This window comes from Pseudoduganella sp. UC29_71, assembly GCF_042693265.1.
Lineage (GTDB): Bacteria > Pseudomonadota > Gammaproteobacteria > Burkholderiales > Burkholderiaceae_D > Rugamonas.
On sequence record NZ_CP170549.1, the window covers coordinates 1,432,781 to 1,456,403 of the forward strand.

The 23,623-nt window shown below is 63.7% G+C and carries 21 protein-coding genes; 16 read left to right on the top strand and 5 right to left on the bottom strand.

The window, feature by feature from the left end:
- Positions 1-278: 278 nt before the first annotated feature.
- Positions 279-1,298, top strand: coding sequence for a site-specific integrase (locus ACFJI2_RS06500; RefSeq protein WP_377704267.1), 1,020 nt, complete (start codon positions 279-281; stop codon positions 1,296-1,298).
- Positions 1,299-1,438: 140 nt separating this feature from the next.
- Here ACFJI2_RS06500 and ACFJI2_RS06505 read toward each other — a convergent pair whose 3' ends face one another.
- Entirely contained in the window at positions 1,439-1,888 is a 450-nt protein-coding gene (locus ACFJI2_RS06505; RefSeq protein WP_105379416.1) for a carboxymuconolactone decarboxylase family protein, read from the bottom strand.
- A 150-nt stretch (positions 1,889-2,038) separates the two neighbouring features.
- Between ACFJI2_RS06505 and sigJ the strand changes: the two genes are divergently transcribed.
- A complete protein-coding gene (gene sigJ / locus ACFJI2_RS06510; protein WP_377704268.1) occupies positions 2,039-2,929 on the top strand; it encodes an RNA polymerase sigma factor SigJ in 891 nt (296 codons plus the stop codon).
- Positions 2,930-3,245: 316 nt separating this feature from the next.
- On the opposite strand, the gene tnpC (ACFJI2_RS06515) is transcribed toward sigJ, so the two are convergent.
- The 3 genes from tnpC (ACFJI2_RS06515) to tnpA are packed head-to-tail and all read right to left on the bottom strand — an operon-like array spanning position 3,246 to position 5,547.
- The gene (tnpC, locus tag ACFJI2_RS06515; protein WP_377704269.1) at positions 3,246-4,787 is read right to left on the bottom strand and encodes an IS66 family transposase; all 1,542 of its coding nucleotides are present in this window, start codon (positions 4,785-4,787) and stop codon (positions 3,246-3,248) included.
- Between the two features lie 29 nt (positions 4,788-4,816).
- Complete coding sequence (gene tnpB, locus ACFJI2_RS06520; protein WP_377700833.1) at positions 4,817-5,164, bottom strand: IS66 family insertion sequence element accessory protein TnpB; 348 nt, start codon at positions 5,162-5,164, stop codon at positions 4,817-4,819.
- Positions 5,161-5,547 carry an IS66-like element accessory protein TnpA gene (gene tnpA / locus ACFJI2_RS06525; RefSeq protein ID WP_377700832.1) on the bottom strand — a complete coding sequence of 129 codons (387 nt, stop codon included), beginning with the start codon at positions 5,545-5,547 and terminating at the stop codon, positions 5,161-5,163. The genes tnpB (ACFJI2_RS06520) and tnpA overlap by 4 nt, the downstream gene beginning before the upstream one ends.
- Positions 5,548-5,698: 151 nt before the next feature.
- Between tnpA and tnpB (ACFJI2_RS06530) the strand changes: the two genes are divergently transcribed.
- From tnpB (ACFJI2_RS06530) to ACFJI2_RS06540, 3 genes are all read left to right on the top strand, one after another.
- A complete protein-coding gene (tnpB, locus tag ACFJI2_RS06530; RefSeq protein WP_228892417.1) occupies positions 5,699-6,040 on the top strand; it encodes an IS66 family insertion sequence element accessory protein TnpB in 342 nt (113 codons plus the stop codon).
- Positions 6,041-6,071: 31 nt separating this feature from the next.
- Positions 6,072-7,592 (top strand): IS66 family transposase, encoded by a 1,521-nt coding sequence (tnpC, locus tag ACFJI2_RS06535; protein WP_377704270.1) that lies wholly within the window; start codon positions 6,072-6,074, stop codon positions 7,590-7,592.
- 232 nt (positions 7,593-7,824) lie between these two features.
- A complete protein-coding gene (locus ACFJI2_RS06540; RefSeq protein ID WP_377704271.1) occupies positions 7,825-10,236 on the top strand; it encodes an EAL domain-containing protein in 2,412 nt (803 codons plus the stop codon).
- Between the two features lie 72 nt (positions 10,237-10,308).
- Here ACFJI2_RS06540 and ACFJI2_RS06545 read toward each other — a convergent pair whose 3' ends face one another.
- Positions 10,309-11,319 carry an AraC family transcriptional regulator gene (locus ACFJI2_RS06545; RefSeq protein ID WP_377704272.1) on the bottom strand — a complete coding sequence of 337 codons (1,011 nt, stop codon included), beginning with the start codon at positions 11,317-11,319 and terminating at the stop codon, positions 10,309-10,311.
- Between the two features lie 218 nt (positions 11,320-11,537).
- Here ACFJI2_RS06545 and ACFJI2_RS06550 point away from each other — a divergent pair, with 218 nt between their 5' ends.
- The 11 genes from ACFJI2_RS06550 (at position 11,538) to ACFJI2_RS06600 (ending at position 23,605) form a co-directional block, all read left to right on the top strand.
- On the top strand, positions 11,538-12,908 hold the full coding sequence (locus ACFJI2_RS06550) for an MFS transporter (RefSeq protein WP_377704273.1): 1,371 nt from the start codon (positions 11,538-11,540) through the stop codon (positions 12,906-12,908).
- Between the two features lie 29 nt (positions 12,909-12,937).
- A complete protein-coding gene (locus ACFJI2_RS06555) occupies positions 12,938-14,605 on the top strand; it encodes an AMP-binding protein (RefSeq protein ID WP_377704274.1) in 1,668 nt (555 codons plus the stop codon).
- Positions 14,606-14,736: 131 nt separating this feature from the next.
- Positions 14,737-16,248, top strand: coding sequence for a CoA-acylating methylmalonate-semialdehyde dehydrogenase (locus tag ACFJI2_RS06560; protein ID WP_377704275.1), 1,512 nt, complete (start codon positions 14,737-14,739; stop codon positions 16,246-16,248).
- 18 nt (positions 16,249-16,266) lie between these two features.
- On the top strand, positions 16,267-17,424 hold the full coding sequence (locus ACFJI2_RS06565; protein ID WP_377704276.1) for an acyl-CoA dehydrogenase family protein: 1,158 nt from the start codon (positions 16,267-16,269) through the stop codon (positions 17,422-17,424).
- The gene (locus tag ACFJI2_RS06570; RefSeq protein ID WP_377704277.1) at positions 17,421-18,203 is read left to right on the top strand and encodes an enoyl-CoA hydratase; all 783 of its coding nucleotides are present in this window, start codon (positions 17,421-17,423) and stop codon (positions 18,201-18,203) included. The genes ACFJI2_RS06565 and ACFJI2_RS06570 overlap by 4 nt, the downstream gene beginning before the upstream one ends.
- A gap of 11 nt (positions 18,204-18,214) precedes the next feature.
- Positions 18,215-19,339, top strand: coding sequence for an enoyl-CoA hydratase/isomerase family protein (locus ACFJI2_RS06575; protein WP_377705802.1), 1,125 nt, complete (start codon positions 18,215-18,217; stop codon positions 19,337-19,339).
- Between the two features lie 13 nt (positions 19,340-19,352).
- A complete protein-coding gene (gene mmsB / locus ACFJI2_RS06580; protein WP_377704278.1) occupies positions 19,353-20,249 on the top strand; it encodes a 3-hydroxyisobutyrate dehydrogenase in 897 nt (298 codons plus the stop codon).
- Positions 20,249-20,998, top strand: a complete 750-nt coding sequence (locus ACFJI2_RS06585; RefSeq protein WP_377705803.1) for an electron transfer flavoprotein subunit beta/FixA family protein — start codon at positions 20,249-20,251, stop codon at positions 20,996-20,998. The genes mmsB and ACFJI2_RS06585 overlap by 1 nt, the downstream gene beginning before the upstream one ends.
- An 87-nt stretch (positions 20,999-21,085) precedes the next feature.
- On the top strand, positions 21,086-22,033 hold the full coding sequence (locus tag ACFJI2_RS06590; RefSeq protein WP_377704279.1) for an electron transfer flavoprotein subunit alpha/FixB family protein: 948 nt from the start codon (positions 21,086-21,088) through the stop codon (positions 22,031-22,033).
- Positions 22,034-22,569: 536 nt separating this feature from the next.
- Positions 22,570-22,785 carry a hypothetical protein gene (locus ACFJI2_RS06595; RefSeq protein ID WP_377704280.1) on the top strand — a complete coding sequence of 72 codons (216 nt, stop codon included), beginning with the start codon at positions 22,570-22,572 and terminating at the stop codon, positions 22,783-22,785.
- Between the two features lie 322 nt (positions 22,786-23,107).
- Entirely contained in the window at positions 23,108-23,605 is a 498-nt protein-coding gene (locus ACFJI2_RS06600) for a pyridoxamine 5'-phosphate oxidase family protein (protein WP_377704281.1), read from the top strand.
- The last annotated feature ends 18 nt before the right edge of the window (positions 23,606-23,623 follow it).

Consider the following 23,623-nt stretch of genomic DNA (forward strand, 5'->3'; position numbering starts at 1 on the left):
TGTCGTTGCCTCAAAACGCCTCGATTCGCCTCGTTGCTACCCCGTTCTGGTAACAGTGCCACCTCCAAACGGCTCGCTTTGGCCGTCCATGCCAGTTACAATCCCCGTTCAATTTCTGACGGGGGCAGCATGTCAATCGTGGTCCGGCCGCGCGGAGCCAAATTCGAACTTCGCGTGAAGCATTCGCTTTTGCCTAAAATCTTTACAGCGACATTCGAGGTCGAAGCCGATGCGAGAATTACGGCCAGCAGCTTGAAGCACTGCTGGCGCGCGGTGTCGTGCCGGCCGAACTGGCAGCAAAGCGTGACCGGGGTACGTCGATGTCGCTTGGCCGTCTGATCGCCGACTACCAGGCCGCCGTGCCGGTCAGCGCCCTGGATGCTTCGATCTTGGATATGCTCAAGGGCATACACGAGCTTGGCGTAGTGCGCGTCGACGATGTGACCCGCTACAAGTGGGCTGAAGACTGGGTGAAGTCGATGAAGTTGGTCAAGAACCTGGCGCCGGGCACGATCCGAAAGCGCGTCGGCGCCGTGGCGCGCCTGCTCGACTGGTATCTCAAGCGCGAGGCTGCAGATGGGGTGCAGCCGCTGGCCAACCCATTACGTCTCTTGCCGAAGAATTATTCAGCGTACAACGACCACGAGCGCGCAGCCTTGGATGGCGATGAAAAAAAGCGCGCCAAGGTGGACGAGTCAAGGGATAGGCGGTTGTTGGACGGCGAGGACCAGGCCATTCGCGCCGCCCTGCGTGGAGAAAAACGCGATGACCGCCAGCGGTCCCTGTCCCTGCCCGAAGGTGATGCTTTGCTGGACCTCTACGATCTGATCGTCAATACCGGCCTACGCCTGCGAGAGGCCTATTCGTTGCGTCCAGCTGACGTTCGCCTGGCGCTGCGTACTATCCACGTTTCTGGCAGCAAAACGGGGACGGCCCGGGATGTGCCGATTCTGCCGGCGATCTACAGCATGCTCGAGCGGCGCCTGGCGGCCGCAAGTCCGGGGAGCGCATTTATTTTCCCTTGGTGGAATGGCGATCGGGCGGAACTGAAGAAGGTGACGGCAAAGCTGAGTGCGGCGTTTGCGTCCGCTTTCAAATATGCCGGGTGCGAGGATTTGACGGAGCATGACCTGCGGCACGAGGCGACATGCCGCTGGGTCACGATGCGCGCGCAGGACGGTGGCTGGATGTTCCGAAGCGAGGAGTGCATGAAGATCAAGGGCCACGAGAGCTTCACAATGTTCATGCGCTATTTATCGCTACGCGGTTCGGATCTTGCCGACCGCCTGTGGGCTTAGCTGTACTAGCTTAGACTTGATCTGTCACCAACTGGCAGATGAGTTAGAGTTCTGACAGGCCGCTACCGGCCAGAAGCGGACGTTGATGTCATTCGAGATCGGCGGGGCGGAGAACAACGATGTTCCCCGCCGGGTCGTTGCTAAACCCTCGCACGCGGCTTCAAGCGGAAGCTGATTCCCATGCGATTGATCGCATTCATGGCGGCGATCACGATCGTCAGTTCGACCAAGTCTTTTTCTCCGAACGCGGCCAATGCTGCCGAGTATGCCTCGTCTGAAGCATGGGTTTCGCTCACGCGTGTCACCTCTTCTGTCCACGCGAGGGCCGCCCGTTCCTGGTCCGAAAACAGATATGCGGCCTCTTCCCATACCGGCACAAGTACAATCTTATCCACCGACATCCCGTGTTTGATGAGATCGCGGGTGTGAACATCGATACAGTGCGCGCAACCATTCAATTGAGAAGCTCTGAGGAAAACAAGGTGAATGAGTTCCGGCGCCAAAGCCGTTCCCGTCGTTGCATAATGGTGGAGTGCTCCCAGCGCCTTGGCGCCTTCTTGCGAAACTTGAAACCAGTTTGCGCGGTTCATCGTTCTACTTCCTTTCGTGCGGTTATTGGTCATGCGGCTGGCAACACCTGCTCGCCGCTTCCCACAAGACGCGAGGCCTCGCGCTGCTGTGACACACCGGATGAAATCTGTCACAACAGTCGGTGCCGGATCGTCTAGGAAGATTTATTGATGCCCAAGGTAGCCATGGAGTCCGCCGACCTGCTTGTGTTCGAAGCCTTACGTCCACGCCTTTTCTTGATTGCCTATCGTATGCTCGGCATGCGCGCTGACGCGGAGGACGTCGTCCAGGATGCGTGGCTTCGCTTTTCCACGAGCGCGCATGATGAAGTCAGATCGGTTGAGGCTTGGCTAGTGACCATCACAACGCGGCTCTCGATCGATCGCTTGCGAAGCCGAAAAAACGAGCGCGAAGCCTACATCGGCTGGTGGCTTCCGGAACCTGTGGTCGAGATGGTCGAACACACGCCTGAGGCCGCTGCCGAATTGGCAAGTGACGTGTCTATCGCACTGCTCTGGGTGCTGGAACGACTGACGCCGGAGGAGCGCGCCGCGTTCCTAATGCGAAAAGTATTCGATCAAGATTATGGTGATGTTGCAATCATGCTGGGCAAAAGCGAAGCCGCCTGCAGACAACTCGTCCACCGGGCGCAAGAACGGATACGTCAGGATGGTCCGCGTTTCACGGTCTCGAAGAATATGCACCGCGTTGTCCTCGAAAAATTTATGCAAGCGGCAGCCAAGGCTGATCGCAATGCAATGAAGACTCTGCTATCCGCAGATGTCGAATACAGGGCCGACGGTGGAGGAAAAGTACCATCCCTGGACAAGGTTCTCATCGGGACAGGACGTGTGGCGGGACTTTATTGGGCAGTCGAGAATGCGTTCCGTGACCGGGTCGTCTATAGAATGGCGCGCGTAAATGGCGAACCTGGGCTAATTCGATACATCAATGGGATCGTTGAATCAGTGCAATCGTTCTGCATCGACGCCGGTACAATTTCACGTATTTACGTAGTGCGGAATCCGGACAAATTGCAAGCTACTCCTTCACTGCAATAATGCCTGCGGGGGTCAAGACTGCCGTTGCCTAGTCAATAACGTGGCTAAGCGAAGATAGTTTAAACGTCTGCAATGGGGCGGCTGCTGCCAGTCGCTAGTCGGACATCGCGTGTCAGGTCAAGTACGAACAAGTGCAGCTTAGCACTTTGATAGATCCGGCAGTTTGCGCCCCCGCAAAGTTGGTTTTGGCATCGGAGTTGCTGCTGCCGTAGCTGCGGCATCGGCAATATGGTCGTAAGCGTCCGCTCAGCGCCGTCTTGAGTGCCTTGGCAATTTGATCGATGATGGCATCACACCGCTGGGAAGCGGCGTAATCTCAGAGGGCTGCTGGCAGGCCGCAGTTCCACGGCAAGAATTCATCAACCCGGTTGACGGGATGATCGGCGATATGCGTCAGCACATGGCGCAACCAAGCTTCGGGGTCGACACCGTTCAGCTTGGCCGTCCCGATCAACGAGTAGATCGCGGCGGCGCGCTCGCCGCCGCTGTCGGCGCCGGCAAACAGGTAGTTGCGGCGGCCTATCGCTACGCCACGCAAGGCGCGCTCGGCCGCCGAGTTGTCGATCTCGATGGCGCCGTCATCGCAATAGCGCAGCAGCGCCGGCCAGAGTTTGAGCGCGTACAGGATCGCCGCCGCAGTGTCGGACTTGCGCGACAGCGTATCGAGCGTGGTGCGCAGCCAGTGTTCCAGGTCATCGAGTAGCGGGCGCGAGCGGGCTTGCCGAACCTGCCTTCGTTCGTCGGGAGGTTTGCCTCGGATATCTGCCTCGATCACATAGAGCTCGGCGATCCGGCGCAATGCCTCGGTGGTCAGCGCCGTCGGTCGCGCCGCGTGCAGGTCATGGAACTTGCGTCGCGCGTGCGCCCAGCAGGCGGCTTCGCGGATCGTTCCATTTTCAAACAAGGCATTGAAGCCAGCATACGCATCGGCTTGCAGCACGCCTTCGAACTTGGCCAGGTGGGTCTGCGGATGAATGCCCTTGCGGTCGGGCGTGTACACAAACCAGACTGCTGGCGGTGCGGTGTCGCCCGAAGGCCGGTCGTCACGCACGTAGGTCCACAAGCGCGCCGTCTTGGTTTTTCCGTTGCCGGGCGCCAGCACAGGGATCGGGGTGTCGTCGGCATGCAGCTTCGACGCTGCCAGCACGTGGCGCCGAACGGCGTCAACTAACGGACGCAGCAGTGCGCTGGCCGAACCGACCCAGCTCGCCAACAGGGCGCGGTCAAGGTCGACGCCCTCACGGGCATAAATGACCGACTGGCGATACAGCGGCAGGTGATCGGCAAATTTCGCCACCAGGATGTGGGCCAGCAGGCCGGGACCGGCAATGCCGCGCTCAATCGGCCGGCTCGGTGCCGGTGCCTGGACGATCGCATCGCAGCAGGAACAAGCAAGCTTGGGACGCACATGGCGGATCACGCGGAAGCTGGCCGGCACGAAATCCAGTTGCTCGGCCACGTCTTCGCCCAGCGGCCGCAGGCCGCCACCGCAGGCCGGGCAGGCGTCGGCCGCTGGCGCATAGACCTTCTCGTCACGCGGCAGGTGATCGGGCAGAGGCCGACGCACCGATTTTTTGCGCGGCGCCTGGTCGGCCGCCGGCATCTCGCGCGCCGCCTCGGCCTCGTCGGCCTGCAGGTCTTCCAGTTGCAATTCCAGCTGCTCGATCTGGTGGTCCAGCTTTTCCGACTTGCGGCCGAACTGCATGCGCCGCAACTTCGCGATCTGCAGCTTGAGGTGTTCGATCTCGACGGCGCGCGTGTTCAGTTGTTCGCGCAGACCTTCCACCACCTCGTTTTGAGCGAGCAGCAGCGCCTTCAAGGCGGCGATTTCGTTGGGCAGGTCGGCTGGGCTGAGCATGCGCCGAGTTTACGCGAGGCGTATCACGTTTACAAGGCCGAGGTTGGTTTCCAAGTTCGCTCGGGGCGCCGCCAGTCTATGCCCTCGAGCAGCATCGACAGCTGCGCCTGCGTCAACGCCACCGAGCCGTTGCTGGCCTGCGGCCAGATGAAGCGGCCACGCTCCAGCCGCTTGGCCAGCAGGCACAGCCCGTCACCGGTCCACCACAGTAATTTGATGAGATCGCCGCGCCGGCCACGAAACACGAAAACGTGCCCGCTGAACGGATCTTCCTCCAGCGCCGTCTGCACTTTGGCAGCCAGCCCATTGAAGCCGGAGCGCATGTCGGTGGTGCCGGCGGCGAGCCAGACCTTGGTGCCAGCGGGCAGGCCGATCATCGTAGAACCCGATCCAACACTTGCGCCAGCGCAGCGGCATTGGGCTGGCCTTCGATCCGCACGCGGACCTGGCCCAACTCCAACACGATAATGCCGCTGGCGTCGGAGGTGTCGTTATTCGGAGCAGGCGCCGTTGGCGCCAGCACCACCGGCAACAAGCCATCATCCCGCATTAACGCAGGCACGCCGAGGCGCCCTTGCTCATAGAGACGGCGCCAGCTGAACACCTGGTTAGCGTTGACGCCGTGCTCGCGCGCGATGCGCGCGACCGAAGCGCCCGGCTCCAGCGACAGCGCCACCAATGCGCGCTTGAACTCGAGCGGGTGCTGGCGGTAGTGGCCGCGTGGATTCTTGGAAATGATCGGTTGAAAATTTGTGTCCATAATCGAAAATTGTGGGCACAACGCTGTGCCAAAATTCGATCATGGATTACGCTGGTCAGGCAGTCCAGACGGCGCTGGGAAGACGCTTACCGTTGAGCTTGCCGAACGATGTGCCGTCCAGCTGGCTGGCCGAATTGCTGCGAGCGCTGTGATGGAACTGTCGGCCGATGCGATCTGGCTGGCGACGGCGGCGGTGGACATGCGCACCGGCATCGACGGCCTGTCCCTGCATGTGCAGCAGGCGCTGGGGCGCCCGCCGTGCGACGGCACGGCCTACGTGTTCGCCAATCGCCGCCGCACGCGCCTCAAGCTGGTGTGCTGGGACGGCACCGGTGTCTGGATGTGCCTGCGCCGCCTGCACCGTGGCCAGTTCGTCTGGCCGCAGGCGGACGACGCGTGCTGGCAGATGAGCGCCGAGCAATGGCGCTGGCTGGTCGCGGGCGTGGACTGGCAGCGCCTGTCGGCACCGGCGCCGGCCCAGTGGCGCTTGTAAACATAGGCCGCCGCCTGTAAACTCGCGCAGCATGAACCCGCTCGACGACCTTGCCCGCACCGACATCGACCCAGCGTTGCTGGCGCAGGTGCAGGCGCTGTTCGCCCAGCAGCAGGCCAGGTTGGCGGAGAAGGACTTCAAGATCACCACGCTGACGCACGAGCTGGCCTACTACCGGCGCATCCGCTTCGGCAAGGCCAGCGAGGCGCTTGTCGGCGAGCAGCGCCTGCTGTTCGAGGAAACGGTCGACATGGACCTGGCCGCCATCGAGGAAGAGCTCGAGGGGCAGGCGCCGGCCAAGCGGCAGCGCCAGCGCGCCGGCCGGCAGCCGTTGCCGCCCGAGCTGCCGCGCATCGAGCACCGCCATGAGCCGGCATCGTGCCAGTGCGGCCGGTGCGGGGCCGACCTGGTCAAGATCGGCGAGGACGTCAGCGAGCAACTGGACGTGGAACCGGCGAGCTTTTTCGTGCATCGCCACATCCGTCCCCAATATGCCTGCCGTCCCTGCGAGACCGTGACGGCAGCGCCGATCCCGGCCGCCATCATCGACGGCGGCATGGCCGCCGTCGGCCTGCTGGCGTGGATCGCGGCCTGCAAATACCTCGACCATTTGCCCCTGTACCGGATCGAGCAGATCGCGGCCCGCCAGGGCGTGCCGTTGGCGCGCTCGACCCTGGCCGAGTGGATCGGCCGCGTCGGCGTGGCCTTGCAGCCGCTGGCCGACCGGCTCGCCGAACTGCTGCGGCAACAGGCCTGCCTGCATGCCGACGAGACGCCAGTGCGCCAACTCGACCCCGGCAGCGGCAAGACCCGGCACGCCTACCTGTGGGCCTACCGCTCCGGCGTGCACGACGCCGGTCCGCCCATCGTCGTGTTCGACTACCAGACCAGCCGGGCCGGCGCGCACGCGCGCGCCTTCCTGCATGGCTGGCGCGGCCACCTGATGGTGGACGACTGTGTCGGCTACAAGGCGCTGTTCACCGACGGTCCGACTGAGCTGGCCTGCCTGGCGCATATCCGGCGCAAGTTCTTTGACGTGCACGCCGCCAGCGGCAGCCCCGTCGCCGAGGAGGCGCTGCGCCGCATCGCGGCGCTGTACGCGATTGAGCAGCAAGGCGCCGGACTCGATCGGCCGCAGCGGCTGGCGTTGCGCCAGCGCCAGGCCGTGCCGGCGCTGGGCGAGCTGCACGCCTGGTTGCTGGCGACCCAACGCAACGTCGCCGCCGGCAGCAGCACGGCCAAGGCCATCGACCACGCGCTCAAGCGCTGGCCGGCGCTGGCGCGCTACGCCGAGTCCGGCAGTCTGCCGATCGACAACAATCCGGTCGAGAACGCCATCCGTCCCATTGCCATCGGCAAGAAGAACTGGCTGTTCACCGGTTCGGAGCGGGCCGGCCGCCGCGCCGCCGCCATCCAGAGCTTGTTCGCCACCGCCAAGCTGAACGGACTCGATCCGTTGCGCTGGCTGTCCAGCGTACTGGAACGTCTCCCAACGTACCCTAACAGCCAGCTCGATACGCTGCTGCCATGTCCGAACTCTACGCAGTCCTAAACCCGCTGAACAGGTGGGACGGCTGGACGCTTACGTTCAGACGGCGCAGCCCACACGAATGGCCGCTTGGCGTGAACTATCGTTGAATCGGCGCCACGCTACTGCCGGCGCGTAGCCCTCATCGGGCGGGTACGCGTCCACAGTGCAGAGCGCTTCGCTTTTCGGAGCTGAAATCGGCGAACCACGCCGCGTTTCGGGAGTCTACCAGTATACATTCAAGCTGGAGCATCCTATGCGCGCCAAACTACCATATCACCTTGCTGCCTTTTTGATTGGCGGGAACGGTGCAATCAAAAGCTGGACTGCCGAGTGCGAGCAGCTGCTGGGCCACCGCGCCATCGATGCGTTGGGCGAGCGGGTCGACGTGTTGCTGGCGCCCGCAGAACACTCCGCCGCACTGCTGCGGTCCTTGTCCGCAGAGCCGCAGGATACCCAACTTGAGCTGCGCCATGCGGACGGAACGCGTTCGTGCTTTGAGATCCGCCTGCTGCCCCAGAACAATGCCCAAGGCCAGCGTGACTATGTCGTGCTGCTGGTTCCCGTTCCAGCGCCTTTAAGCGAACGCCAGCTGATCGGTTCGCTGGAGCTGGAGTCACTGTTGAGCTTGGGGAGTAACAACTTCTGCGTCGTTAACAGTAGTGGCCGGATGGTGCTGTGGAATAAGCAGATCGAACAGACCACCCAGCTCACCGGCGAAGAACTCTCAGCCGCGCGCGCCACGGACATGTTTCCCGGACAGCAGCGGGCCACAGTGCAGCGACGGATAGACGAAGCATTGGGACAGGACGCGGAACTGTTGCTTGAGTGCGACTTACTGGCCAAGGACGGGCACACCACACCTCATCTGTTCGCCATCAACCGTTTTCAGCTGAAAAACCAGTACTACATTTTCTGCCTGGGCATGGACGTTACCGCCCGCCGCCGAGACGAGGAAACGCTGCGCCTGCGCGAGCGCGCATTGCACGCCACCAGCAATGGCGTGGTCATCACGCGCTGCGCCGGTGGCAACAATCCCATTGAGTATGTCAACCCCGCTTTCGAGAAAATCACTGGCTACAGCGCCGCCGAGGCGATCGGCAACGACTCGCGGTTCATGGCGGCGCCCGGGTTGGACGAGGCGGAGCGCGCCCAGCTGCGCGCCGCCATCGCCGCTGAACGGGAGATCAATGTGGTGTTTCGCAACCTGCGCAAAAACGGCGAGCTGTTCTGGAATGACCTGACGGTCACGCCGGTGCGCAACGAGCGCGAACAGGTTACCCACTTCATTGGCGTCATCAACGATGTAACGGCGTTGAAACAGCGCACTTCGCTGCTCGAACACGAAGTCAACCACGACCCGCTGACCGGTTTGGCCAACCGCAACCTGCTGTGGGACCGGCTGGAGCAGGCGTTGCACGCGGCGCACCGCAATAAGACGCTGGTGGCAGTGGTGTTAGTGGACCTGAACAAGTTTAAGCAGATCAATGACACGCTGGGACACGAGGCCGGCGACGAAGTGCTAAGACTGGTGGGCCGGCGCTTGCAAGCTGCAGTGCGCGACTGCGACACGGTGGCGCGCCTGAGCGGCGACGAATTCGTCCTGGTCCTGACGGAGCAGCCATCGCTACGCTTCACGTTGCGCATGATAGAGCGTTTGCGCAGTGGCCTGCTTCGGCCCCTATTATTCGACAGCAAGGACGTCACCGTAGGAGCTGCCATGGGGGTGAGCATTTACCCGCACGACGGAACCAGCGCCATCGATTTGGTGCGCGCCGCGGATGCGGCCATGTACGAAGCGAAGGGGGACGGCATGCTGGACGTCCGGTTCTTCTCTGCCGAGATGCGATCCAGCACGGAGGCCAAGCAGAAACTGGAGACCGATATGCGCAACGCGGTCGCCAATAACGAAGTATTTCTGGTGTACCAGCCCCGCTGGTCGCTGCGCACGGGAAGGGTGGTCGGCGTTGAAGCACTGCTGCGCTGGCGCCATCCTGAGTTGGGGGTACTGATGCCCACGGCATTCCTGGCCGATGCCGAGGAAAGTGGGCTGATCGTGCCGATGGGGTTGTGGGTGGTCGACCATGCATGCGCCATGTTGGCGCGGCTTTCCCGGCTGGGCCGGCATGATTTGCCGTTGTCGTTCAACGCCTCCTATCGCGAATTCATCCAGGACGATTTCCTCACCAACATCCGCACTGCGCTGCGGCGTCACGGCGTTTCGCCTAGCAATTTTGAGGTGGAATTGCGCGAAGAACACCTGATGCGGAACCCGCATTTGAGCAGTGGCGTCGCCACTGCCTGCCGGTCGCTGGGCATCAGGCTGTCGATAGACGACTTTGGCGCAGGCGCAAGCAACCTCACCTACCTGCAAAGCCTTCCGATCAGCCAACTCAAAATGACACGCTCATCTGTAAATGAGATCTGTGACAGGGCGCGTAGCGGCCGACTTGCCAAGACTTTGATCGATATCGGCCACAACATGGGCGTGGAAATCGTCGGAGCTGGGGTGGAATCGGATCTTCAGCGCGGGTTTTTGGAGAAAGCGCGCTGTGACCAGGCGCAAGGCCACTTCCTTTGCCCACCGCTTAACGGAACTAGCCTTGAAGAACTGCTGCACGAGAATCCCACCTTCGCCACCTGCCGCAGGCGCGATGACATGCAATAGGCAGCCTGGAAAATAACTACTGGCGGCTGAATAAATCCGAAATGATGTCCATAAGCCCGCGCTTCTGACGCGTCAGCCCTTGTGCGCCAGCAAGCGGTATTCACCGGGCGATGCGCCCGCCCATCGCTTGAACGCGCGATGAAAGGCGCTGGCTTCGCCAAAGCCTAGTTCCGCTGCAATGTCCGCGATGCTCCTGGTGGTATGGCACAGGTAGTCGATCGCCACGTCCCTGCGCAGTTGATCCTTGATGGTCTGGAATGATTGTCCTTCCTGCTCCAGGCGGCGGCGCAAGGTGGAAGGGGTTTTGCCGAGGGACTTGGCGACTGCCTCGAATTCCGGCCATTCAAAGTTGGGTGCAGACCGCAGCTGCCTGCGGATCTGCGCCGCCAGGCTGTTGACGTTCTTGTACTTGAGCACGATGTTGGCCGGCGCATTGCGCACGAACTCCTTGACCGTGCGCTCGTTCTGGATCACCGGCAGGTTGAGGTGGGAGCGATCGAAGCACAGCGACGTCACGGCTTCATTGAAGCGCAACTGGCTGGAATACATGAACTGGTATTCCGCGCTGCGCGTCGGCTCGGGATAGGCGAAGGTGGCCGCCAGCACCGGGATGCGCCGTCCGATCAGCCAGCACGCCAGACCGTGCTGCAGCATCAGCAGGGTCTCGTGGCCAAACACCCGTGGCTGCGGCGCGTCCGGCGTCTCCTGGATGGTCAACAGCGCCTGGCGTCCCTTGATGTCCAGGCCGCAGTGAAAATTGTCGAGTATCAGGTTGAAGAACTTCACCATGCGCGACAAGGCATCGTGCAAGGTCGCGCAGTCGGTCAGGATATGGCTAAGCATGGCAAAGCTGCCGACCTTCATGCGCCGCGCATCCTGGCCAAACAGTTCATCGTCCAGCACTTTCGCCACGCTCAGCCACAAGGCGCTGAAGCTTTGCGGTGTCACGCGGCCCAGCGGTGCCTGCAGGACGGCTGGCGAAATGCCGGCCTCCGCCAGCAAGGGCGCCACGTCGATGCCGCGCGCCAGTACCGGCGCCAGCGCGGACTTGACGAAGTAAATCGAAACACTGCCTTTTTGCATGTGAGCCATCCATATACAACGCGATACGCGGCATTGCAAAGTGTTGCCTGCGCGCCCCGATCATAGCGCATCCCATGGGCAAACCGTATGGCCAAATCGCTCACGATGAATGGCGATTTCGGGCATCGCCGGCAAGACGCCGTCTCCCTATACTTCGACCGATACACGGGCAATGTACCCGTCGCGGTTCACACAACATCACAACAATGGAGACGACAATGCACTATTCCGAGCTGCGCAGATTGGCCGATGAATCAAGGTTTAGCCGGTTTCACGGGGGGGTACTTTTCTGGGGCGCGCTGATCCTGGTCCTGGACGGCTATGACCTCGCGATAGTCGGCGCCGCGCTGCCGTCCATCATGAAGGACATGGGCGTGGACGCCAACAGCGCGGGATTCATGGCCAGTTCCGCGCTGGTGGGCATGATGCTGGGCGCCATCACCTTCGGCACCCTGGCCGACCGCATCGGCCGCCCCATGCTGATCTCGATCTGCGTTGGCTTGTTCAGCGTGTTTACCGCGGCCGCCGGACTGACGAGCGATCCGTACTCGTTCAGCGCGACGCGCTTCCTTGCCGGTTTGGGGATAGGCGGCGTGCTGCCCATCATGACGGCGCAGATGGCCGAATTCGCGCCCGTCAGGCTGCGCGCGCGCCTGGTCACGCTGGTCTTTGCCGGCTATTCGATCGGCGGCATCCTGGCTGCGCTGATCGCCAAGCAAGTCATCGCCGCCTACGGCTGGCAGTCGATCTTCTACACGGCCCTGGCGCCCGTGCTGCTGATTCCGTTCATCCTGCTGACGATGCCCGAATCGCTGCCGTTCCTGATCAAGCGCAACCGGCTGGCCGAATTGCGGAAGGTGATAGGCAAGCTCGCGCCCGGCTTTACCGTGCCGGCTAACGAGCGCTTTCTGCCACCGCTTGGCGAGGCAAGCGGAAGCAGCCCGGTGCGCGCTCTTTTTCAAAACGACCGGGGCTTCAGCACGGCCATGATCTGGATCGCCTTCTTCATGGGCCTGTTCATGGTGTACGCGCTCAGTTCATGGCTGACGAAGCTGATGGCCCTGGCGGGATACAGCCTGGGCTCGGCGCTCAATTTTGTACTGACCTTCAATATCGGCGCCATGGCCGGGGCGATCTCTGGCGGCTATCTCGGGGACAGGTTCAACATCAAGTACGTGCTGGTGTCGTTCTACGCGCTGGGGGCCGTGGCCCTGGCCTTGATGGGATACACGAGCTCGACCGAACTGCTGTTCATCATGGTGTTCATCGTGGGCGCCTCCACGCTGGGCACGCAGCTGCTTGCCTATGCCTACGCCGGCGAGTTCTATCCGCTCGCAATCCGTTCCACCGGCGTGGGGTTCGCATCGGGTATCGGCCGGATCGGCGGAGTGGTTTCGCCCTTGCTGATTGGCTGGCTGGTGTCGCTGAAGCTGCCGCTGGAGCAGAACTTCTTCGCCATTGGCATCGCCGGCGCCATCGGCACGATCGCCGTCATGCTGATCAATCATTCGCGCAGCGCCGCGATGCAGGCGCGGGACGTGGCGGCGCCGCTTGCGCCGGCCGGCGTGCAGGCGGGCGCGGCTGGATGAGGTCATCGAATTTTCAACTGGAGACAACCATGTACATTTCCCAAAACACCCATCCGCAAACGCGTGTCAGTCAGTTGATCGCAATGTATGGCGCGGACCGTGCCAGCGCCGCCCACCTGCTGTGCGATCGCCATGACCCGTCGAGCGTGGCATACCAGATCGTCGGCGCCGACCTGTCCGTCGCCACCATCACCTATGCCGAGCTGCGCGCGGAATCCGAGCGCTTCGCGGCCGCGCTGCGCGCGCGGGGCATACGGCAGGGCGATCGCGTGGCCACGCTGATGGGCAAAGGCCGCGCGCTGCTGGTCGCCCTGGTCGGCATCTGGCGTCTCGGCGCCGTGCACGTGCCCTTGTTCACCGCGTTCGCGCCTGCGGCCATTGCCATGCGCCTCAACGCCAGCGGCGCCAGGGCGGTCATCTGCGACCAGTCGCAGCAATCGAAATTGCACGGGAATGAAGACATGCCGGCCGAGGCGCCATGGCTGATGGTGGTGGCCGGCGCCGGGCCGGGCGCGGTGGAGGCGGGCGGGCTGCGGTTCGAGGACCTGATGGCCGAGCGCCATCCGTTGGCCGAGGCGGCCGCGCTCGGCGCGAACGCACCGCTGATCCACATCTATACCTCGGGCACCACCGGCCGGCCCAAGGGCGTGGTGGTGCCCCTGAAAGCGCTGGCCAGCTTCCACGCCTACATGGAGTTCGGCATCGGCTTGCGGACGGACGACGTGTACTGGTGCGCGGCCGATCCGGGCTGGGCCTACGGCCTGTATTTCGGCGTGCTGGGATCGCTGGCCACAGGCGTGCGCAGCGTCCTGCTGGGGGCCGGGTTCTCTCCCGAAACCACCTACGCCACCATGCTCAAGTGCGGCGTCACCAATTTTGCCGCCGCCCCGACGGTGTACCGCTCGTTGCGCGTGTCGGACATTCCGGTGCCGGCAGGCTTGCGGCTGCGCTGCCTCTCCAGTGCGGGCGAGCCGCTCACGCCGGAGGTCAACGAATGGGCGGTCGGCGCCCTCGGCATGCCCGTGGGCGACCATTTCGGCCAGACCGAGACCGGCATGCTGATCAACAACCACCATCGCGCAACGCTCAGGAAGCAAATTCGGCCGGGCTCGATGGGGCATGCGATGCCGGGCTGGAAGGCGGCGGTGCTGGCGCAGGACGCGGATCAACCGGTCGCGGTTGGCGAGGTCGGAAGGATGGCGATCGACCTGTCCGGGAGCCCGCTGGCCTGGTTCGGCGGCTATCACGGCGATGCGGAGAAAAGCGCCGAAAAATTCTCCGCCGACGGCCGCTGGTACCTGACCGGGGACGCCGGGCGCGTCGACGAAGACGGCTACTGCTATTTCTCGGCCCGTGACGATGACGTGATCATCATGGCGGGATACCGCATCGGTCCCTTCGACGTGGAGTCCATCATAGTCACACACGGCAGCGTGTCCGAATGCGCCGTCATTGCGGTGCCCGACGCCGTGCGCGGCGAAGTCATCGAGGCCTTTGTCGTATTACGCGACGGGATCAGCGCGACGCCCGCGCTGGCCACCGGCATCCAGCACCTGGTCAAGACCAAATTCGCCGCGCACGCCTATCCCCGTACGGTGCACTTCGTCGCCGGACTGCCCAAGACGCCGAGCGGCAAGGTGCAGCGGTTCGCGCTGCGCAATCGCCGGCGCGAGGAACTGGCGCGCAGCCAGCACTGAGCCTCGCGCGCCGTCACGCATTATCACGAACTGACAATTTTTTGCAGCGATATTGAAATTTCCGGGCATTGCCGGGCCTGCGGTGCGACCGTATTCTCAATGCACCGCCCATCAACTGTACGAGGAACCCTATGAATACCAAGCAATCGAGCCCCACCGTCAAACTGCTGATCAACGGCGAGTTTGTCGAATCGTCGAGCACCCAATGGCAGGACGTGGTCAACCCCGCCACGCAGCAGGTGCTGGCGCGCGTGCCGCTGGCAACGGCGGCCGAGATCGCGGCTGCGGTGGGCGCGGCCAAGAACGCGTTCAAGACCTGGCGCAAGACCCCGATCGGCGCCCGCGCCCGCATCTTCCTCAAGTACCAGCAGTTGATCCGCGAGAATATGCAGGAGCTGGCCGCGCTGCTGACGGCCGAGCAGGGCAAGACCCTGGCCGATGCTGAAGGGGACATCTTCCGCGGACTGGAGGTGGTGGAGCACGCCGCCAACATCGGCAGCCTGCAGATGGGCGAGATCGCCAACAACGTGGCCAGCGGTGTGGATACCTTCACGCTGCAGCAGCCCATCGGCGTGTGCGCCGGCATCACGCCGTTCAACTTCCCCGCCATGATCCCGCTGTGGATGTTCCCCATGGCCATCGCCTGCGGCAACACCTTCGTGCTCAAGCCGTCCGAGCAGGACCCCATGGTGACCATGCGCCTGGTGGAGCTGGCGCTGCAGGCCGGCATCCCGCCCGGCGTGCTGAACGTGGTGCATGGCGGCGAAGACGCCGTCAACGCCATCTGCGACCATCCGGACATCAAGGCGGTGTCCTTCGTCGGCTCCACCAAGGTCGGCACCCATGTTTACCACCGCGCCTCGCAAACCGGCAAGCGCGTGCAGTGCATGATGGGCGCGAAAAACCACGCCATCGTGCTGCCGGATGCGAACAAGCAGCAAGCGCTGAATAACTTGCTGGGCGCAGCCTTCGGCGCAGCCGGCCAGCGCTGCATGGCCTTGCCGGTGACGGTGCTGGTGGGCGAGGCGAACAACTGGATTCCCGAACTGGTGGAAAAGGCGCGCGCGCTGAAAATCAACGGCGGGGCGGAGCCGGGCACCGACATCGGGCCGCTGATCTCGTGCGCGGCCAAGAGCCGTGTCGAAAGCTTCATCGCCAGCGGCATCGAAAACGGCGCCACGCTGGAGCTGGACGGCCGCCAGCCCAATGTGCCGGGCTACGCGGGCGGCAACTTCGTCGGCCCCACCATTTTCTCGGGCGTCAAGCCCGGCATGGCGATCTATGACCAGGAAATCTTCGGCCCTGTGCTGTGCCTGGTCCAGGCCGCCACGCTGGATGACGCGATCGCCTTCGTCAACAACAACCCGAACGGCAACGGCACGGCCATCTTCACGCAGTCGGGCGCCGCCGCGCGCAAGTTCCAGGAAGAAGTCGATGCCGGCCAGATCGGCATCAACGTCCCGATTCCGGTGCCGGTGCCGCTGTTCTCGTTCACCGGTTCCGGCGCATCCAAGCTGGGCGACCTCGGTCCCTACGGCAAACAGGTGATCCTGTTCTACACGCAGACCAAAACCATCACCGCGCGCTGGTTCGACGACGACAGCGTGGCCGGTGCGGTCAACACCACTATTTCGCTGAAATAAGCGACCCGGGGAGGCCACATGGACTTCGAACTGTCCGAAGAGCAGAACGCATTTCGCCAGGCGGCGCGCGAATTTGCCGCCGGGGAGATGGCGCCGCTGGCGGCGCACTGGGATGCCGAATGCATCTTTCCCGTGGAGGTCATCCGCAAGGCCGGTGAACTGGGCTTTTGCGGCATGTATACGCCGCAGGAAGACGGCGGCATGGGGCTGTCCCGGCTGGACGCGGCCATCGTCTTCGAGGAGCTGGCCGCCGCATGCCCGTCGACCACGGCCTACATGACGATCCACAACATGGTCAACTGGATGCTCGCGACCTGGGCCAGTCCCGCAGTGCGTGAACGCTGGGCGCCGCTGCTGGCAAGCGGGCGCAAGCTGGGTTCCTATTGCCTGACCGAACCGGGCGCCGGCTCCGACGCCGGTTCGCTCAGCATGCGCGCGGAACTGAAAAGCGGCTTCTACCACCTGAACGGCGCCAAGGCCTTCATTTCCGGCGCGGGCGCCACCGATCTGCTGGTTGTGATGGCGCGCACCGGCGGCGCCGGGCCGAATGGCATCAGCGCCTTTGCCGTGCCGGCCGATACCCCGGGCCTGAGCTTCGGGCGCAAGGAGGTGAAGCTGGGCTGGAACAGCCAGCCCACGCGCGCCATCAGCTTTGACGACGTGCGCATTCCTGCCGATCACCTGCTGGCCGCCGAGGGCGAGGGCTTCCGCATTGCCATGCGCGGGCTGGATGGCGGCCGCATCAACATCGCCACCTGTTCCGTGGGCGCGGCGCAGGCGGCGCTGAACGCGGCGCGCGAATACATGGGCGAGCGGCGCCAGTTCGGCAACCGCCTCGCGTCCTTCCAGCACCTGCAGTTCGAGCTGGCCGACATGCAGACCGAACTGGTGGCGGCGCGGCAGATGGTGCGCCTGGCCGCCACCAAGCTCGATGCGGGCGCCGCCAACGCATCGGTCTATTGCGCCATGGCCAAGCGCATCGCCACCGACATCGGTTTCAAGGTGTGCAACCAGGCCTTGCAGATCCATGGCGGCAACGGGTACATCCGGGAGTACCCGCTGGAGCGCTACCTGCGCGACGTGCGCGTGCACCAGATCCTGGAAGGGACCAACGAAATCATGCGCGTGATTGTCTCGCGCCATTTACTGGAACAAACAACCGAGGAAATCCGATGAGCGACTACACAAACCTTGAGCTGGAAATTGTTGGCCATACCGCGGTCCTGACGCTGGCCAATCCGCCCGCCAACACCTGGACTGGCGCCAGCCTGGCCGCGCTGACGCGACTGGTTGGCGACCTGAACGCCAATCCCGAGATCTACAGCCTGGTGGTCACGGGCCAGGGAGAGAAGTTCTTTTCCGCCGGGGCGGACCTGAAACTGTTCGCCGATGGCGACAAGGCGGTGGCGCGCGACATGGCGCGCCATTTTGGCGAGGCATTCGAGACGCTGTCGCAGTTCCGGGGCGTATCGATTGCCGCCGTCAATGGCTATGCCATGGGCGGCGGCCTGGAATGTGCGCTGGCCTGCGATATCCGCATCGCCGAAGAGCAGGTGCAGCTGGCGCTGCCGGAAGCGGCCGTTGGCCTGCTGCCGTGCGGGGGAGGGACCCAGACCCTGGCATGGCTGGTCGGCGAGGGCTGGGCCAAGCGCATGATCTTGTGCGGCGAACGCGTTGACGCGCAGACCGCCTTGCGCATCGGCCTGGTCGAGGAGGTGGTCGGCAAGGGCGAGGCTAAGCGTGCGGCGCTGGCGCTGGCGGCGCAAGCCGCCAAACAAAGCCCGTCCAGCGTGGCGGCCTGCAAGCGGCTGATCCAGGGCGCGCGCGCCGGTGCGCCGGCCGAGTGGCTGCCAGTCGAACGCGAACTGTTCGTCGATCTGTTCGATACCGAAGACCAGAAGGAAGGCGTGAACGCCTTTCTCGGCAAGCGCACGGCGCAATGGAGGAACCGCTGATGGGAGAGCGACTGAACATGCCGGTGCTGGCCGAGACGCTGGTGGCCGACAATGGCAGCCTGATCGGCGTGCTGACGCTAAGCGCGGAAAAAACGCTGAACGCCTTGTCCTTGCCGATGGTGGACCTGCTGGCGGCGCAGCTGGCGGCCTGGGCCTATGACGAGCACATTGCCATGGTGCTGTTGCAGGGCGCCGGCGAGAAGGCATTCTGCGCCGGCGGCGACCTGCACAACCTGTACAGCACGATGATGGGCCATCGCGCGTCGCGCCAGGCCGGCGATGTGCTCGGCAACGGCTACGCCAACGAGTTCTTCGCGCGCGAGTACACGCTGGATTACCGCATCCACACCTATCCGAAGCCGATACTGTGCTGGGGCCATGGCATCGTCATGGGCGGAGGGATCGGCCTCATGGCCGGGGCCAGCCACCGCGTTGCCACGGAAAAGACGCGGCTGGCGATGCCCGAGACCGGCATCGGCCTGTTTCCCGATGTGGGCGGCTCGTGGTTCCTGAGCCGCATGCCGGGCGGGATCGGCCGCTTCCTCGCGCTGACCGGCGCCAGCATCAACGCCGCCGACGCGCGCTACGCCGGGCTTGCCGACCGCGTGCTGGCCCATGCCGACCAGCCGCAAGTGCTGGCCGCGCTGCTGCGCCAGCCCTGGAGCGCTGACTGCGCCGCCAACCATGTGTTGCTGGGCGCTGTGCTCCGCGCCGCCGAGGAGGGGAGCGCCGCCGCGTGCGCGCCCGGCCCGTTGCGGCAGCACCGCGACTTGATAGACAAGCTGTGCGGGCAAGAGAGCCTGGAGGCCGTTTTGGCAGCTTTCGCGGCTGTGCAGACCGACGATCCGTGGCTGGCGAAGGCCCTGGCCGCCGTGCAGCGTGCCGCCCCCGGTTCGCTGGCGCTGACCTGGCGCTTGCTGGAACGGGCGCCGCGCCTGTCGCTGGCGGACGTGTTCCGCATGGAGTACGGCGCCGCGCTGCACTGCTGCGCGCAGGGCGATTTCATGGAAGGCGTGCGCGCGCTGCTGATCGACAAGGACCAGCGTCCGCGCTGGCGGCCCGCCGACAGCACCGCGCACTTCCTCGACAACCCGTGGCGCCCGCGCGAGCATCCGCTGGCGGGCCTGGACAATTAATGACGGAGAACATATGAGCCATATCGCATTTATCGGACTGGGCAACATGGGCGGGCCTATGGCCCTGAATCTGCTGAAAGCCGGCCACAAGTTGAGCGTGTTCGACCTGTCGGCCAGCGCGCTCAAAACGCTGGCCGACGCCGGCGCCAAGGTGGCGCCGTCGGCGCACGCGGCTGTCGGCGAGGCCGATATTGTCGTGTCCATGCTGCCGGCCAGCCGCCATGTGGAAGGACTTTACCTGGGCGCGGAGGGCCTCATCGGCTGCATGCGCCCCGGTGCGCTGATTATCGAGTGCAGCACCATCGCCTCGCAATCGGCCATCGCGGTGGCTGGCGCTGCGGCCCGGGCCGGGATGGCCATGCTCGACGCGCCCGTGTCCGGCGGCACCGGCGGCGCCATCGCGGGCACGCTGACCTTCATGGTGGGCGGCCCGGCCGAGGTGCTGGAGCGCGCAACACCGGTGCTGCTGGCGATGGGTAAAAACATCTTCCACGCAGGCGCGCACGGCGCGGGGCAAATCGCGAAGATCTGCAACAACATGTTGCTGGGCATCCTGATGGCGGGCACCGCCGAGGCACTGGCGCTGGGCATGGCCAATGGGCTGGACCCACGCGTGTTGTCGGACATTATGAGCAAGAGCTCGGGCCGCAACTGGGTGCTGGAGGTCTACAACCCGATACCGGGCGTGATGGAAAACGCGCCGGCGTCGCGCGGCTACACCGGCGGCTTCGGCGTGAACCTGATGTTGAAAGACCTCGGGCTGGCGGCGGAATCGGCCATGGCCGCGAAGTCGCCGGTACCGCTGGGCGAGCTTGCGCGCAACCTGTATGCGCTGCACAGCGGTGCCGGCGCGGGCGAACTGGATTTCTCCAGCATCGTGCAACTGATGCAAGGTAAAAAGGAAAAATGATGAAGATACTGGTGCCCGTCAAGCGCGTGGTGGACTACAACGTCAAGGTGCGCGTCAAATCCGACGGCACGGGCGTGGATATCGCCAACGTCAAAATGTCGATGAACCCGTTCGATGAGATCGCTCTGGAAGAGGCGACCCGCCTGAAGGAAGCGGGCAAAGTCACCGAAGTGGTGGCCGTGTCCTGCGGCGTGGCGCTGTGCCAGGAAACCCTGCGCACCGGCATGGCCATCGGCGCCGACCGCGGCATCCTGGTGGAAACCGCCACCGAGCTGGAACCGCTGGCCGTGGCCAAGCTGCTGAAAGCGCTGGTCGACAAGGAGCAGCCGCAGCTGGTCATCCTGGGCAAGCAGGCGATTGATGACGACTCCAACCAGACCGGCCAGATGCTGGCCGCCCTGCTGGGCTGGCCGCAAGCGACCTTCGCCTCGAAAGTGGTGCTGGAACACGGCAAAGCGACCGTGACGCGCGAAGTGGACGGCGGCCTGGAAACGCTGGCGCTGACGCTGCCGGCCATCATCACGACCGACCTGCGCCTGAACGAGCCGCGCTATGTGACGCTGCCGAACATCATGAAGGCCAAGAAGAAGCCGCTGGACACCGTCAAGGCGGAAGAGCTGGGTGTCGACGTGACCCCGCGCCTGAAGACCCTGAAAGTCGCCGAGCCAGCCAAGCGCTCCGCCGGCATCAAGGTGCCGGACGTTGCCACCCTGGTCGCTAAACTGCGCACCGAAGCCAAAGTCATCTAATTAATAGAATGCCAGCAGCCGTAGGGCGGGTTAGCGCTTGGCGCGTAACCCGCCGCGAGCCGCCGACATGCACACAAAGGAACAACCATGGTCGCACTAGTTATCGCTGAACACGACAACGCCAGCCTGAAGGGCAGCACCCACCATACCGTGACTGCCGCCGCCCAGTGCGGCGGCGAGGTACACGTGCTGGTAGCAGGTTCGAACGCCGCCGCCGCCGCTGCGCAAGCGGCGCAGATCGCCGGCGTCTCGAAAGTGCTGCTGGCCGACGCCGCCCACTTCGCCGACGGCCTGGCCGAGAACGTGGCCGAGCAAGTGCTCGCCATCGCCGGCGCGGGCGGGGCAGCCTACTCGCACATCCTGGCCCCGGCCACTGCCTACGGCAAGAACATCCTGCCGCGCGTGGCCGCCAAGCTGGACGTGGCCCAGATCTCGGAAATCACCAGGGTCGATGCGCCCGACACCTTCGAGCGTCCGATCTACGCCGGCAACGCGATTGCCACCGTGCAGTCGGCCGACAAGGTCAAGGTCATCACCGTGCGCACCACCGGTTTCGACTCCGCTGCCTCGACCGGCGGTTCGGCCGCCACCGAAACCATCGCCGCTGTCGGCGACAACGGCAAGTCGGCCTGCGTCGGTCGCGAGCTGGCCAAGTCCGACCGTCCAGAACTGACCGCCGCCAGGATCATCGTCTCCGGCGGCCGCGGCATGGGCTCGGGCGAAGCGTTCAAGATGCTGGAACCGTTGGCCGACAAGCTGGGCGCAGCCATGGGCGCATCGCGCGCCGCCGTGGACGCGGGCTACGTGCCGAACGACTGGCAGGTTGGTCAGACCGGCAAGATCGTGGCGCCGTCGCTGTACATCGCCGTCGGCATCTCCGGCGCGATCCAGCACCTGGCCGGCATGAAGGATTCGAAGACCATCGTGGCCATCAACAAGGATCCCGAAGCGCCGATCTTCTCCGTGGCCGACTACAGCATCGTGGGCGACTTGTTCGACATCGTCCCGCAACTGACCGCTGAACTGGGCGCGTAAGGCCCTCCAAGCGTAGTAGCGAAATGTGGCGCGCCAGATGAAGGGCGAACTCGATATCGACTTCAATGCCTGCAAGGCGGCCCGGCCGCACCCCCGGCGCTGGCGCACGCAGCTGACCATGGCGCATAACGCGGGCTCGGCGTGATGATGCAGTCCTGCAAGAGGACATCGTAGTTGACGAGCAAGCCGAAGCGCAGAATGCCGCGAATGGCGGCCGCATCCGCCTATAAACTGCGATGTTAGTGGCGCATGCTGGCAGCAGACGGCTGCTGGCATGTGGCAACTGCTGCGGCGCCGTTTTTGAAAACTGAGGAAGTTATGCCCACCGAAGGCGTCGTAATAAGGGTGCTCTCGTCGCAAGTCAGCAAACGCGTTAGCCGGCATCCTGCGTTATCGGGCTTATCTATCTCTAGCGGACGCAAGCGCGAGCGACTCCCGGCGTTTGGGATCCGCGCGAGTAGAATCAATAGCGCCGCCAGATTCAACAGGATGAACGATGGCGTCAAAATGCGCGAACCCCAACACAGGAGGTTGTTATGTTCATCTATCGCCCCGAAGGGCGAACAGCATATCGTGATTTCGCGATGGCACTTGCTGAGGAACAAGAAGTGGCTTATGAGTTGAGCCAGTGCGTCAAAGTGGAGGTCTACAGTTTGATGGCCCACGAGCTGTTTGACCGGATGGTGGCTGCGCACGCAAAAACGGCGGTAGCCTTTGCGGCAATGGAGTGCTTCCGGCACGAGCAGGGATGAAGGGTGACGCCTGTAAAATTCAGGACGGTGCCGACCGGCGGAGCGATAGGCCAATACGCGGTGTCCAAAGAAGTGATAGTAAATTGCGATATTGCGCGAGGCGATAGAGCCTAGGATAGGGGGCGGAGACACCCCATCCCGCCGCGCGCGGAACGCTACAAGAACCAAACCCCTCAGCCTGCCGCTGCCGCGTCAAGCCAACCGCAGCTTTCCCGCTCGCCTTATCCCGTGACGGCCACGCCATGCAACAGGTAACGCGCCTGGCTGGCTTCAATACGGCGCTTGGGCCACAGCGGACCTTGTCCCGATCGGAGCGATAATTATGGACGACGTACTCGGACGACAGATGCTGCAGGCGACAGAAATACTAGGTACGGGCAAGGAACTTGTGCTCGCTTCAATCCGCCCGGACGGTACACCGCACGCTTCGACGATGAGTTATGCCAACGCTGGCGTGGAGACGTATTGCGCGATCTCCCTGGACAGCCAGAAGGCACATGACATTCGGCACGATTCCCATGTGGCGTACGTCGTAAATGCACCCTACCGGTCTTGGGCGGAAATCCGGGGCCTCTCGATCAATGCGAAGGCGTGCATGCTCGTCGATCCCGATGAACTGGCTTTGGCCAGTCAATTGCTGCTGAAGAAGTATCCGGAATTTGCCACCATTATCTCCAGCACAGAGGTCTTGCCCTGGCCCGGCATGTTGTTCATCGCACTGCGGCCCAGATCGATTTCCTTGCTAGACTACACCCACGGATTCGGTCACACCGAACACTTTGCGGTCCCAATTGAGCAATCGACCAAGCCGGTGTCATGAGAGTGGCGGCCAAGCGCA